This window comes from Fischerella sp. JS2, from assembly GCF_032393985.1.
GTDB lineage: Bacteria > Cyanobacteriota > Cyanobacteriia > Cyanobacteriales > Nostocaceae > Fischerella.
This window is the reverse complement of record NZ_CP135918.1, coordinates 1077914-1090577: the sequence shown is the minus strand read 5'-3', so window position 1 is coordinate 1090577 and position 12664 is coordinate 1077914. Positions and strand designations below refer to the sequence as shown.

Here is a 12664-nt window from a genome sequence, read left to right as displayed (position 1 = left end):
CTATTTATTCACAACAACGTATTTATTTTCAAGTAAGATTAACACTAGTTTTACTACAAATTTGCAATAGAATGTTAATCTGAAAATCATTCCAGGTAAGCTTTTTGTCAAAAGCATAAACAAGATTATCTTGCAATAACAGTAAAACTTATTATCATTTTTTCTGCCACCTAAACATCAACAACATCACACATGCGTATTTCTATTCATTGGCAACTCGTCAATAAATTTCATGGTAAATTTCACAATCTTTGAAAAAAATACAAAGCAAAAATAAATAGTAGGTGAGGGGCGAAACCCCTAATGTATTTAACACTGATGGACAAAATCTGAGTTGTATAATAATTAGTTAGATAGGGAAGAATATTAACTACACCGAACGGAAAGAAATGAAAAATCAGCAGATGACATTCATGGGAAAAAATAGTATAAGTACGAATGTTGCCCTTGAACATCAAGAATGAATCTTTTTTCTTTGTTTTTGTAGAAAAATAGCAGTTTTACATAAAGATATCCTAATTTTTGGTGTAAGTCACTACATAAAATAACCAGGGGAAAGTAATTAAATTAGGAGTGAGCCAATATTCAAGAGGGCAAAACTGCATCTACTAAGAACCAAACGGAGACTTTTTCCTACCATTCAACAAAGATGACTCAAGGTAAATTTTTGCCTCAGTCACTGCCTTATCAAACCTAAAACTCATAGTCAGGTTTCCGATTTTAGGTCAGCTCATGGACAGAATCATCAGGTCAAATGCAGTCGACACCTCAAGCCAATCAGGGAGTTTAGAAATTAACTTACAGGATGTGCATCCCTGCTACGGTCTAACTCCTGAAATGGCATCGATTTACGGAGGTAGTGTTGCTTCACCAGGAGCAGTTTTATCAGAACTACCTACAATTCACACCGCAGCAACCAAAACTTTCCAGACAGGAATTACGAGTACAAGTAATTACTCTACATCTTTGCAAAAAGTATTAGAACAACGGCCTTCTATTGTTCCTCATCTGATTTTGTTAGGCGGTCTAGTTTTTTTTGCAACTGTATTAGTTTGGGTCTGTACTGGAAAGATACAACAAGTCAGCCAAGTTCAAGGAAAATTTGCACCATCACAACAGCTTTATCAACTTCAACCACAAGAGTTTGGTAAAGTAGTAAAAATTGCGGTTAAACAAGGTCAACAAGTAAAAGCTGGTCAGGTGGTAGCCCAATTAGACACCAAACCCCTGTCTGATGACCTACAAGTAAAAAAGCAACAACTCCAACGGATTAAAGCTTTATTAGATCAAACTCGCCAGACACCTGCACAAACTGCGGTTATGGTAATGGCATCTGCAAAAGAAAAAACAACCGCCAGAAATATTGTTACTCCTCAAACTCCCTTAGTTGACAAACAACAGTTACTAACTCAATTACAAGCACAAGTAACTCAGTTGCAGGTCAATATTACTGAAACTCAAAATTTGCTCAACAAAAGCAAAGTACAGTTAAAGCCAAAATTTCTGTACGCACCTATAGATGGAGTTGTGTCCTCTTTAAATATCCGTAGTACTGGCGAGGAAGTTAAACCTAAGCAAATTATTGCTGAAATTTCTCCAATTCATGCGTCTGGGATTTTATCACTCATACTACCCTCCCAAAAGGCAGCCTTTGTTGATAAAGGAGATTTGGTAGAAATCAAGCTCAATTTTGATTCCCAGCGTTTTAATGTTGCTAAAACGCAAAAGCAGAGTGTTCCTAGCTATGGGAATAACAACATTCTCTCAGGAAGAGTTGTTTCAGTCTCTAGGGATGCTCAAACAGAGAAAAGATTAGGTTGGGTGCGTCGGGTAGAAATAGCTTTGGATACCAATCAAGCTGTCAACTTTACAGCCGGACAAGTAGTCACAGCCGAAATCATTCACCATCGCCGTGTTGCTGATATGTTCCTCAGACCTATGAAGGAATTGCAAAACAGCGAAAGCGATTTATAAATCTTGCTTGGGTTATTCTTCACCACAACAACTAACAAACTTATTTACTTTATCCAGGACAACAGCACCATGAACCAAAATATATCTAGCGCTACTAGCAACTTCGAGAAGACTCTTAACCCAGAACAATTTGATCAGTTAGTTGAAGCCATTCTTGCAGGTAAGTATTCCTGGGCTTGTGTCTTAATACTGCGGTTTGCTGGCTATAATCCTTTACATTACATTCCTTACCGCACCTACAACAGATTAATCAAAGAAAACTCGCAACTTAAAAGAGTTAATCAACAGCGCAACGAAAATCTCAAAATCGCCAAACTTCCCTCTGAGAAAAAATCTGATAGCAATCCCTCACAAAGCTGCTTAAGTAAAATTAAGGATCTGGCTTATCTGGAAGTCGTGGGTAAGCAAAAAAGAGAAATTCGTGGTGGTCATCAAAACCAGTGGCTAGGAACACAAATTCGCGAATACCAATCAATGCAAGCGGAACCCAAACCAGAAAGTACTCAAGATTTGTCATTCAAATTTTGTGAAATCAACTAAGATATCTTTTGGGTTAATAAAGCCAGAAATATACTTGGTTGAGTTTCATATCACCCTGCCATGCTAGTTAGTAATTAATGGTATGGCAGGCTAATTAAATTAGTGGACAGTAATCATTCACATCCTACAAAACAAGATTTGGGGTAATTAAATTACTTGTATGTACATAATAATTGTATGTTTCAATACATATCTATTTGTAAGCAAAATATAAAAATAATATAAAATTTAATATTTCCAAGCCGTTCTGAGAAAATAATATGCCAAAGTGGCATAACAACAAGGATTTAATTTTATACATTATAAATAAGAAAATTAGATATCTAGTTTACCTAAAAATTCCATGTTTAGGAGCAAGTAAATGAATTATTATTGATTAACATAAAGATAAAAACATTAAACTTGAACAAAAGAGACGAGCAAAAAATACAATTCAGTTACAGTTAGCAAGGTTAAATATTTGAACACCCTAACAACCCTTTTTTAGCAAGGCTAAGGATAATCGAAAATTTAACCAAACCTGAATTATCAAGAATGTTTCTAAGCTGAAGCTATTACTACTGGTGGTTCTTTTTCTGCTCAAGTCTAAATATGGCTTATAGGAATACAACATTGTGGTGGATGTTGCTTTCTCTCAAATAAGCTAGTACTTAGTACAACTAAAATCAGAAAAAGTAAAAGTAATAGTTGAATCGTTTTTGTGGTTGGTAGGATTTACGGCTTTTTCGCTTCTCTTGCAAAAATCCTAATCCTCCCTATTGGGATTATACCTACTGTTAAATTTGCTATTTAAATAGCAAACAATAACTGGAAGCCTACAGAAATTGTATAGCTTCCAGTTTTTTTATATCGTAAATCTTTTAGATGAATAGCTAATACTAATTTGAAAAAAGAATGCGACAGATGGATTTACAGAACTCTTATGCATCAAAGAGTTTCCCAATCCGTCTTGAAAAGCTTTGAAGTTCCCTCCGGAACACTGCTTTGTAGACGCACCCATCGGCTTTAAGGTAGAGTGGAGGTTTCCTCTGCACCCTTACCTTAAGACACTTTGCGTCTACAAACTTTTCGCAAAATCTAAAATCCAAAATGGTATGAGGTAGTGCGATTCTGAGGCAGTGCTGTGAGGTCAGTCCCCTAAAAAGGCGATTTCTCACGGGGCTAGTTTAGACGCTGGGAGGACAGCCTCTGTTACCTATATAACTTGGCAAATTAAAAGCGCCAAGAAATACAAAGCTGTTGCTTGGCGCTTAAAACATTGTGAGTTTTAGTGTATGGGGAGTCTTTAAATAGTTTTGACTCCTTTTAAATATGATGGTTTATATTCAGGGTCTTTATATCAGCTGACCCCGTTTAAACAATTACTAGTTTTGCAGAAATTTTTGATTTTTTTGATTTCCTAATATTTTTTTTATTTTTTGTCTATTTGTATTTCTAGTTATGTACTAATGTTGAGATTTTCAATAAAAATACTGATATATTCATATACATAATTTTACTTAAGAATACACGGTACTACGCGTGTTTACGGCAGCCTAATACAGTACAAAAGTATAGAGATTCTCTATAAAGGTGCGATCGCTAACTAAATTATGAAAAGCGATCGCTTAATTTTAACTGTGACTAAATTGGGCAAGCAAAACAGCCAGAACACTTACCACTAGACAGCTTTAGTCTTTGACTTTCTTGTAAATTTTTCTGAGTTTACAAAACAGAAATTAAATTTTGCCTGGGAACCCAGCTGCAAAGGTACATGTCTTCCGCTATAGTTTTGCATGTGTTTAGCAAATGAGTGGCTGCAATTGACACATTTCTAAACATGCGGTAAATCAGCACATCACAGACGTAATAAATAAATATGAAACATCAGGGTTTTCCCATTCAACAAAAGAATATTCGCTTGCTTGTTGGTAAAAATTTTGGCAATACTTTCCGAGTACCTGTAGCACTCACCACTTTATTCTTGCTTTCTAGTGGTTATCTGCTGTTGCCTGTTGGAGTAAACGCTGATACTACTCAAACAATCAATCAGAACACTACTCAGACAGGAAATCAAAACACCACTCAAGTAGAAATTCAAAACACCACTCAAACAGGAAATCAGAATACTAATCAAACAATAATTCAAAACACTACTCAAGGAACAACAGTTCCTGTAACTGGAAACGTTGTCTACGTTAATCCTGCAACTGGTTCAGATACCACTGGTGCTGGCACATCAGCCGCACAACCTTATAAAACAATTACCTATGCTCTTAGTCAAGCCCAACCAAGTACAACCATTCAACTAGCACCGGGTACTTATAACAAAGAAAGTGGGGAAGTCTTCCCACTGACAGTTAAGCAGGGCGTAATTTTACGAGGAAATGAAGCTACCAAAGGTCAAGGGGTACTGATTGTCGGTAGCGGTAAATATATTAGTCCTACCTTTGCCAGTCAAAATGTTACCATCAAGGCTGAAAAGGATAGCTTCATTACAGGGGTGACGGTTACTAATCAAGACTCTCGTGGCACTGCTGTATGGGTAGAATCAACTAACCCCACGATCACGAATAGTACATTTACTAACAGTGTCAGAGATGGCGTTTTTGTCACAGGTAAAGGTAATCCCACGATAGAAAACAACATCTTTGTACAAAATAAAGGTAACGGGGTTTCAGTAGCTAAATCTGCTGCTGGAGTAATTCGGAATAACGTATTTGAGGATACTGGTTTTGGTTTGGCGATTGGCGGCACTTCCACACCTCTAGTAGAGGGAAATCAGATTATCGGCAACCAAGATGGTATTTATATCAACGATACAGCTAAGCCTATCCTGCGTAAGAACGTTATTCAGGGTAATAAACGAGATGGTGTAGTGGCAACTATCAATGCTGCGCCTGATCTTGGTACAACCGAAAGTCCTGGCGGTAATCTGATTCGCAGTAACACTCGCTATGACCTCAACAACGCTACTAAAACTATTAAGATTTTGGCTGTTGGCAACGATATTGATACTAAGAAAATAGCTGGTTCAGTTGAATTTGTTGCTTCTACAGTTGTACCAGCTGGTGGTTTTAGAGATGTAACAGCTGGTTATTGGGCTAAAACCTATATCGAAGCTTTAGCATCTAAGAATATTATTGCTGGTTTCCCGGATGGTACTTTTAAACCCAATGATCCTGTAACACGGGCGCAATTTGCAGCTATTGTTACTAAAGCCTTTGCCCAAACTCAACCGAAACGCGAAGCTACTAACTTTAGCGATGTGACTAGTAAGTTCTGGGCTTATGATGCCATCAGAACTGCGTATAGGCTGGGTTTTGTCTCTGGTTATCCTGACCGTACCTTTAAACCACAACAGCAAATCCCGCGAGTACAGGCGCTTGTCTCATTATCTAGTGGTTTGAATTTAACTGCGACTAACCAGAATGTGCTTTCCTTCTACTCAGATGCTGCCCAAATTCCTAGTTATGCTACTAGTCAAGTAGCAGCAGCAACTGTAAAAGGGTTGGTAGTAAATTATCCAAACGCTAAACAACTAAATCCCAATCGTGAAGCAACTAGGGCAGAAGTAGCTGCTTTTGTGTACCAAGCACTAGTTAACGCTGGGCAAGTTCAAGCTATTTCCTCACCCTATTTAGTGAGAGTGCAGTAGAGATATTGGGGATCGGGAATTGGGGATTAAGGATCGAGTATTAAGTATCAAGTATCAATGTTTATTCTCCCTATCTCCCCACTGCCCCTAATCCCCACCAGGGGCCGGTGAGTTCCCCATCTCCCGCTAACTTTTCCGCTTACTTTCCCAACGCCACAGATAGATGGCTACAGCAACTACTCCTACCTGTAGTGCAAAATTGGGTAAGGCAGTATCAAGATTGCGTCTAGCCAACACTTGAAAAAAGAAGATAAATGCACCAATAAAACCCGAAGCACCAGCACCGATGTAAATAAATTTGCGTATGTTGCGATAGGGGGCTGCGATTTCTGCTTTCAGACGAGCATACTGTTCTGGATGCATTTGGCGTTGGGAGCGGCGGTTTTCAGGGTTTGGTTGTGCCATGATATTAAAGATGCTATAATTACAGACTGTTTATGCCGATGTGGCTCAGTGGTAGAGCACCCGATTCGTAATCGGGCGGTCGCGGGTTCAAATCCCGCCATCGGCTTAGTTCAGTTAACAGTTATCATTTATTCAGTGTTCAATGATTTAGAGCTTGGTGCAATACCTCGCGATGAATTAAGGCCCTATCTATTAAAAACTGGATTTTTTCTGATGACAGTGGCTCACCATTGGCGTAATGTTCAATCCAGGTTTTACTAATAACATTGGGGTCATCTGGTAAATTGACCAAATCCCACCCCAGCATATCTAAATCTTCCATCAAACGGTTAACTTTAGGGTCATAACTTAAAGCAAAGCAGCGACAACCTTCGCTTGCTGCCATAATTAAACTGTGTAAGCGCATTCCAATCGCCATTTCAATTCCGCGAAATACACCCTTTAACAATTGTGGTTCTTCCAAACAAAGAATTTGACTCATATCCTTGAGTGCAGTTTGCATTGCTTGGGCAATACTCAAATCTTGTGCCTTTTGGAAGGGTAACAGCACAATAAAAGTCTGTGTAGCTTTTTGAAAATCTACCAAGGCGCGAGTTAGATGACTCAGGCGAGTTGGGGTGAGTTGGGGATGCGATCGCAATGTGACAGCAACCCTGGGTGCAGGTAAATCCCAGAGTCCGGGAACTGGTTTGGATTGTAACGCCCAAACCGGATCGGGTGCGAGGATGTGGGGAATTTGCCAATCAGACAGTAAACTTGCCGAAGCGCGATCGCGTACACTTACTCTCGTACAACCTGCAAAAGTTTGTCTTGCTAACCAGCGCGTTACACGACGATTTAAAGGGCCGATACCTTGAGCCCAAGCAACAGTTTTTAAGCCCATTTTTTGAGCTACACTCATCATGCCTCCATAGTAAAATGGGCTCATCGCACTGGTGGCATCTTGGATTAAACTACCACCACCCCAAACTAAAGCATCACAAGAACGTAAACCTTTGATTAAGCTGGGAAAAGCCATACGTTCATAAGCTTCTACACCATAGCGATTGTGTGATTCCTCTGGATTGCCAGAAAGAACCACTGGTGTGACATCAGATGGTAACATTTGCAGTAGCGTCGCCAACAAAGCCTCATCGCCACCATTTCCTTTCCCGTAATACCCAGACAATAGCGCCCGCATCTTAGCCTTTTGAGATTATGAATTTTCAGACTATTGTATTGGTTGGTGGCAAAATTAAGACGATGAACCATTAGAGCGATCGCATTAACAAAAAAAGAACTTAAGACAAAATCAAATATCGTATCAATTCACAAAATCCTTCGCCTTCCGCAGCAGTGGTGACATAAACAGGCTGATACTGCATCTGTTGTGCATATTCCAATACATTGGCGACACCCACAGAAATAGGAAAACAACGGTCATCAAATAAACTTTCATCATTGGGACTATCACCAACAGTCATAATTTCTTGGGGTGCAAATTGGGGAAGGTATTTTTGCAACACTTGCAACAACCCAACTGCTTTATCTTGTCCCCAAGGTTTGATGTGACACTGCACGCTGCTGTAAGTAAATCCCCAACCCATTTGCTGACAAAGATTGCTTAAAGTTCGGATTTCGTCTGTACTTAATCCAGCTACATCAAAAGTCCAGTCAGTAAGACGGAAACGATTATCTGATGATTCTTGCAGGTGGGGAAATTCGGTTTGTAATTTTTCAAAAGCCGTAGCTAATTGCTGACGATGAGTCACAAAATCAGCAATGGATGTCAGGAATATAGGTTTTTCGCGATCACATGGGTAGAACAAACCACCATTCTCGGCTATAGCGCCGACAATGGGTAAATAAGCTGCTAGTCCACTTACCCAGCCACCACTACGTCCGGTAACAATTAGCACTTTTATTCCAGCCGTTGCTAAATCCTCAAAAGCTTGCAAAAGTTGGCTAGTAAACTTACCTGCCACAGTCAACGTCCCATCCATATCTGTAGCAACTAGACGAATATTACTGAAGCGATCGCCTGATGAAATTTGAGATAAGGGCAGGAGTTTGGACATAGGGAATTGGGGAGTGTGGGGAGTGTGGGGAGTGGGGGAGTAGAGAAATAATTATCCACTACTAGCCAGTAACCACTTCCAATAAAAAATACCATCAATACCGCAAAATGACATCCAAGATTTGGGCATCCTATACATCAGGAGTCCAGTATTAATGTTTGCTTACCATGTCAACTTCTATGTTTATTGCCCAATCCTCTGGGACAAAAACTAAAAAGGTATCTCAATCTCAACAAGCCGCCGCTAGCGATCCACAAACACCGCCGTTATTAGTGGCTACTTGTGGAGGATTAGCCCTAGTTGTGATTGCTTTAGTTATCTATGGCAAAGTCCAAATGAATCAGCTACACAAAAAGCTCAAGTTTGAAAAATTCCGCACGCGAGAACTAGACAAAAAGTTTAAACTCGCTTTGGACACGATTCGCAAAATGGAAACTAACCCTGACTTGATTAACTCACGGGAATTTAATTTAGATTATCTACGAATGCGGATGTCAGAAGAGGTTTTTCATTTTGCAATCCTCAATCAAATTAAAATCAAAGTTAAAGATAAAATTTCTCAAGCACTACGACCCAATCAAGCCCAACAAGGAGTAGTGGGAATTGCCAGCAATACAGGACGTCAAGTCGATGAAATCTTTGATGTTGAGTATGAGACTGGTACTCCACCGAATATTACTAAGCGAGTCCTATTTCGCATTCAAATTCGCCTCATGAAGTTACCGACACAAGCAACTTCAGCTACGATTAGCCAGATTATAGACTGTATTGAAACTTATCTTGGTCCCGCAGACGAGGAGGATAACTGGCAACCTACCATTCAAGGTCGAGTTGCTTACATGCATTGGGATCAGAAGGCTAAACCGACACCTTTACTGGTTTTAGAACAGTCCAATGAAGGTGTGAATGTGACTTTCCGCACTAGCCGTCAGCCGAACACTCCCAAAAAGTAAAAATCAGGCTTTGATAGGAAATCCTCATGCCTTCAGGATGCATCTATCCAAGTCATTCGATTTTGAATTTATTCCCCAGTCAAAATTTAAAATCAACAACTACCGAAGAGTTCCTAAAGTTATTTTATTTATGGGGATGATCAAGGAGTTTATTTATGAAAGTTTACGAACTGCAAAGCAATGCTGGTATTGATGCTTTAAAACTAGTTGAAAGACCCGAACCACAACCCGAAGCGGGTCAAGTCCTGATTCGTGTTCGAGCTACATCCTTAAATTACCGTGATTTAATTGTCGCAGGAGGAACTTATGGTTCTGGGCAGAAATATCCTCTCATTCCCATGTCCGATGGCGCAGGTGAAGTCGTGGCGGTAGGAGAAGGTGTGACACGAGTTAAAGTAGGCGATCGCGTCGCTGGTATTTTCTTTCAAGACTGGATTTACGGTCAACTTACCCGCCAGAAAATGAAATCTGATTTGGGGGGTAGTATTGATGGGATGTTGGCTGAGTATGTCGTTTTATACCAATATGGATTAGTTATATTACCTGATCATCTCTCCTACGAAGAGGGTGCAACTTTACCCTGTGCGGCAGTAACAGCATGGCACGCAGTAGTAACTAAAGGCAACGTTGGTGCAGGCGAAACTGTATTATTACTCGGTACAGGTGGAGTATCTATATTTGCTCTTCAGTTTACCAAAATACACGGCGCAAGAGTAATGATTACCTCTAGTAGTAACGAGAAATTAGCACGCGCCAAAGAATTAGGTGCTGACGAGACAATTAACTACAAGATCACTCCTGATTGGGAAAAGCAAGTTTATGAATTGAGCGATCGCACTGGTGTAGATCATGTGGTAGAAGTCGGTGGCGCTGGCACTTTACCAAAATCTTTGCAAGCAGTCAGAATTGGTGGAAGCATTAGCTTGATTGGAGTGCTATCGGGTAGAGGAGAACAGGTAGACCCATTACCAATTCTTTTTAAAAGTCTAACAGTCCAAGGAATTTATGTAGGTAGCAGAGAAATTTTTGAGGATATGAATCAAGCTATTACTCAACATCAAACTAAACCTATCATAGATAGAGTATTTGGGTTTGATGAAGCACAACAGGCTTATGCATACTTGCAAAGTGCAACTCACTTTGGAAAAGTGGTGATTCAAGTTAATTCGTGACAACTTTTGGTAGTTTGCTTATTGCTCATTACTCATTACCAAAACATTGCCAATGTAGAAAGTAAATTCACATTATGCTAGTAATCAACAGGTTTACAGCCTAATTCTTCCAGCTTTACTATCATATCTTCATAGTTTTTACAGTAGAAGTACTGGCGATTTTTTAAATCAACAATATAGTAACCTTGTTGTCCGCCATACAGCTCCAATAGTATACTGAAAACCTCTTTTCTTGTTAATCCAAAATGTTTTTCAACAGAATCATGTATCAATTTTGCTGCTTCAATTTCTGATTGCTTCAGAGATTTTCCTAAAGTTAATGTAGTTTTTTCAATTAAAAAATCATTATCTTTTCTCCAGTATGTCACTATATGAAGTGGCCTAGTATAGGATTTTCTAGTAGGTATTTTTTTCAATTCCTCTGATGAATTGATGATTTGATACCTTTGAGTGAATTCTTCTTCCATACTTGCCTCTCCAGCAGCCTTTTAGTATTACCCCCACAAGGTCTAAAATTAGACGTGGGGATAAATATTCAGTTAGTTAGGATTTACTTTGACCAGAGCCATTACCCTTTTCGTCTTTATCTTCTTTCACGATTTCTTCCCTCTCTACCGGATTACCTGAACTTTCCTCCATATATTCTCCGCCTCCTAAAGGAGTAAATTTTTCACCAATATTCCTTTCATGGGCTTTTCCGTTACTTTCACTTTCTTTTCTATTGCTCATATCTCAAATTCCGCACGTTGCAATTGGATAACAAGAAAGTGGTAGTAAGTAACTTACTACCACAAAGTTTTGTGTACAAAAACTTACACTGAGTCTTAGCCAAACTCAGAACATTCACGGTTAAGCAAGCTGATCGCCTGCTTTGCCTTTGCAAAAATTATTTTGGCTATTCTTCCAGAGGCTCTACATTCACCATTCACCCGCTTTTCAATCCACTGCTTCTGGAACGAATCTGATGCTGTTAATTGAACATAACATTATATTTTATATCTGAGCTTCTGTACAGCTACAGGTTGAAAAATTTTTTCTGGACATTGCTTGTTGTTGATAAGGCGGCTTTAGAATTGCGCGAGTGCGATCGCTGTTTGCTAGTAAGTACTCAGACAGAATTAATTACACAAATTGTTTTTCTGTTTTCTGTTTCCGATTCCCTATCTCCACGAATTAATTTAATTTTGTCCAGCTAATACCTCAATTTTGAGCGCAAGTTAGGGGTAATCTGAATTGATTGCGATCGCCTCCGAAAACGGTATAGCTGTTGACGAGCCAGATCAACTATATAAGTTCATGAATTACGCCTAATGCGAATTAAAGAGGTTGAGATTGGAAAGTGAAAACATTAATGCCAAAACGTCGGCGAAGCAAAAAACGTAGTGTGTCAGATGCAATCTTGGCAGCAATATGTACACAAAAACCATCAACGGTTTTGTTAAGTAGGCGTTCGGGATTACGGGCAGCGTTTCCAGCAAAGTCACTATATCGCTTGTCACGCTTGAGTCCTAATACTGGTAATGGTTTAGTGTCAACAATGAAATATTTTTTACTTTCCCCAAGCAATTGCTTTACCCAACTGCGACGTAATTTTTCTAACATTCCATCTCATTTGCGTAACCGACGATGAAATTGAGTTTGGTCAAGTAAATTTGGAAACCATTCTTTGTAATTACCTCGGATAAAACCCAGAAACTGTGTTTCTCCTGGAAATGGTAGATAATCCATGACTAGTGCCAGTATCATGATTTCACTTTCGCTCATACTTGCTTTCACTCCTGGCTTTAGGAGAGTTGTATTTTTTACTTGCTTTTCATAGCAATCATCTACTACAAAGATTGTCGTTATATAGTGTTCCAAAGTCTATGCTAGTCATGGGGGGAGTCTGAAGTGAAAAGCTGGTAACTTTCATCTTCTTACTTCTCC

The 12664-nt window shown here is 39.3% G+C and carries 13 protein-coding genes and 1 tRNA gene; 7 read left to right on the top strand and 7 right to left on the bottom strand.

Going from position 1 to position 12664, the window contains the following annotated elements; genetic code table 11:
- The first annotated feature begins 732 nt into the window (after positions 1-732).
- The 3 genes from RS893_RS04635 to RS893_RS04625 all read left to right on the top strand — a co-directional run bounded on the left by RS893_RS04635 (position 733) and on the right by RS893_RS04625 (position 6151).
- The gene (locus RS893_RS04635) at positions 733-1974 is read left to right on the top strand and encodes an HlyD family secretion protein (protein WP_315790084.1); all 1242 of its coding nucleotides are present in this window, start codon (positions 733-735) and stop codon (positions 1972-1974) included.
- Between the two features lie 69 nt (positions 1975-2043).
- On the top strand, positions 2044-2514 hold the full coding sequence (locus RS893_RS04630) for a HetP family heterocyst commitment protein (protein ID WP_315790083.1): 471 nt from the start codon (positions 2044-2046) through the stop codon (positions 2512-2514).
- A 1858-nt stretch (positions 2515-4372) separates the two neighbouring features.
- Positions 4373-6151 carry a DUF1565 domain-containing protein gene (locus RS893_RS04625; protein ID WP_315790082.1) on the top strand — a complete coding sequence of 593 codons (1779 nt, stop codon included), beginning with the start codon at positions 4373-4375 and terminating at the stop codon, positions 6149-6151.
- A gap of 126 nt (positions 6152-6277) precedes the next feature.
- Here the strand turns inward: RS893_RS04625 and RS893_RS04620 are convergent, their stop codons facing one another.
- A complete protein-coding gene (locus RS893_RS04620) occupies positions 6278-6556 on the bottom strand; it encodes a DUF3493 domain-containing protein (protein ID WP_315790081.1) in 279 nt (92 codons plus the stop codon).
- A 34-nt stretch (positions 6557-6590) separates the two neighbouring features.
- Here RS893_RS04620 and RS893_RS04615 point away from each other — a divergent pair.
- Positions 6591-6662, top strand: a tRNA-Thr gene (locus tag RS893_RS04615).
- 33 nt (positions 6663-6695) lie between these two features.
- On the opposite strand, the gene csaB is transcribed toward RS893_RS04615, so the two are convergent.
- On the bottom strand, positions 6696-7736 hold the full coding sequence (gene csaB / locus RS893_RS04610) for a polysaccharide pyruvyl transferase CsaB (protein WP_315790080.1): 1041 nt from the start codon (positions 7734-7736) through the stop codon (positions 6696-6698).
- A gap of 100 nt (positions 7737-7836) precedes the next feature.
- Positions 7837-8613 carry an HAD family hydrolase gene (locus RS893_RS04605; protein ID WP_315790079.1) on the bottom strand — a complete coding sequence of 259 codons (777 nt, stop codon included), beginning with the start codon at positions 8611-8613 and terminating at the stop codon, positions 7837-7839.
- A gap of 167 nt (positions 8614-8780) precedes the next feature.
- Here RS893_RS04605 and RS893_RS04600 point away from each other — a divergent pair, with 167 nt between their 5' ends.
- A complete protein-coding gene (locus RS893_RS04600) occupies positions 8781-9566 on the top strand; it encodes a hypothetical protein (protein WP_315790078.1) in 786 nt (261 codons plus the stop codon).
- Positions 9567-9721: 155 nt separating this feature from the next.
- Complete coding sequence (locus tag RS893_RS04595; protein WP_315790077.1) at positions 9722-10738, top strand: NAD(P)-dependent alcohol dehydrogenase; 1017 nt, start codon at positions 9722-9724, stop codon at positions 10736-10738.
- 77 nt (positions 10739-10815) lie between these two features.
- On the opposite strand, the gene RS893_RS04590 is transcribed toward RS893_RS04595, so the two are convergent.
- Both RS893_RS04590 and RS893_RS04585 read right to left on the bottom strand, forming a co-directional pair.
- A complete protein-coding gene (locus RS893_RS04590; RefSeq protein ID WP_315790076.1) occupies positions 10816-11205 on the bottom strand; it encodes a hypothetical protein in 390 nt (129 codons plus the stop codon).
- Positions 11206-11281: 76 nt separating this feature from the next.
- Entirely contained in the window at positions 11282-11467 is a 186-nt protein-coding gene (locus tag RS893_RS04585; RefSeq protein ID WP_315790075.1) for a competence protein ComE, read from the bottom strand.
- Between the two features lie 293 nt (positions 11468-11760).
- Between RS893_RS04585 and RS893_RS04580 the strand changes: the two genes are divergently transcribed.
- Positions 11761-11934, top strand: a complete 174-nt coding sequence (locus tag RS893_RS04580) for a hypothetical protein (RefSeq protein ID WP_315790074.1) — start codon at positions 11761-11763, stop codon at positions 11932-11934.
- Between the two features lie 121 nt (positions 11935-12055).
- Here the strand turns inward: RS893_RS04580 and RS893_RS04575 are convergent, their stop codons facing one another.
- On the bottom strand, positions 12056-12340 hold the full coding sequence (locus tag RS893_RS04575; protein ID WP_315790073.1) for a hypothetical protein: 285 nt from the start codon (positions 12338-12340) through the stop codon (positions 12056-12058).
- 6 nt (positions 12341-12346) lie between these two features.
- Positions 12347-12598, bottom strand: coding sequence for a hypothetical protein (locus RS893_RS04570; RefSeq protein ID WP_315785074.1), 252 nt, complete (start codon positions 12596-12598; stop codon positions 12347-12349).
- Positions 12599-12664 lie beyond the last annotated feature (66 nt).

What these genes read in the sequence shown, in the direction of transcription:
- RS893_RS04635 (WP_315790084.1), top strand. Translation starts at nt 733, where the DNA reads ATGGACAGAATCATCAGGTCAAATGCAGTCGACACCTCAAGCCAATCA.
- RS893_RS04620 (WP_315790081.1), bottom strand. Translation starts at nt 6,556, where the DNA reads ATGGCACAACCAAACCCTGAAAACCGCCGCTCCCAACGCCAAATGCAT.
- RS893_RS04630 (WP_315790083.1), top strand. Translation starts at nt 2,044, where the DNA reads ATGAACCAAAATATATCTAGCGCTACTAGCAACTTCGAGAAGACTCTT.
- RS893_RS04590 (WP_315790076.1), bottom strand. Translation starts at nt 11,205, where the DNA reads ATGGAAGAAGAATTCACTCAAAGGTATCAAATCATCAATTCATCAGAG.
- RS893_RS04605 (WP_315790079.1), bottom strand. Translation starts at nt 8,613, where the DNA reads ATGTCCAAACTCCTGCCCTTATCTCAAATTTCATCAGGCGATCGCTTC.
- RS893_RS04575 (WP_315790073.1), bottom strand. Translation starts at nt 12,340, where the DNA reads ATGTTAGAAAAATTACGTCGCAGTTGGGTAAAGCAATTGCTTGGGGAA.
- RS893_RS04595 (WP_315790077.1), top strand. Translation starts at nt 9,722, where the DNA reads ATGAAAGTTTACGAACTGCAAAGCAATGCTGGTATTGATGCTTTAAAA.
- csaB (WP_315790080.1), bottom strand. Translation starts at nt 7,736, where the DNA reads ATGCGGGCGCTATTGTCTGGGTATTACGGGAAAGGAAATGGTGGCGAT.
- RS893_RS04600 (WP_315790078.1), top strand. Translation starts at nt 8,781, where the DNA reads ATGTCAACTTCTATGTTTATTGCCCAATCCTCTGGGACAAAAACTAAA.
- RS893_RS04585 (WP_315790075.1), bottom strand. Translation starts at nt 11,467, where the DNA reads ATGAGCAATAGAAAAGAAAGTGAAAGTAACGGAAAAGCCCATGAAAGG.
- RS893_RS04625 (WP_315790082.1), top strand. Translation starts at nt 4,373, where the DNA reads ATGAAACATCAGGGTTTTCCCATTCAACAAAAGAATATTCGCTTGCTT.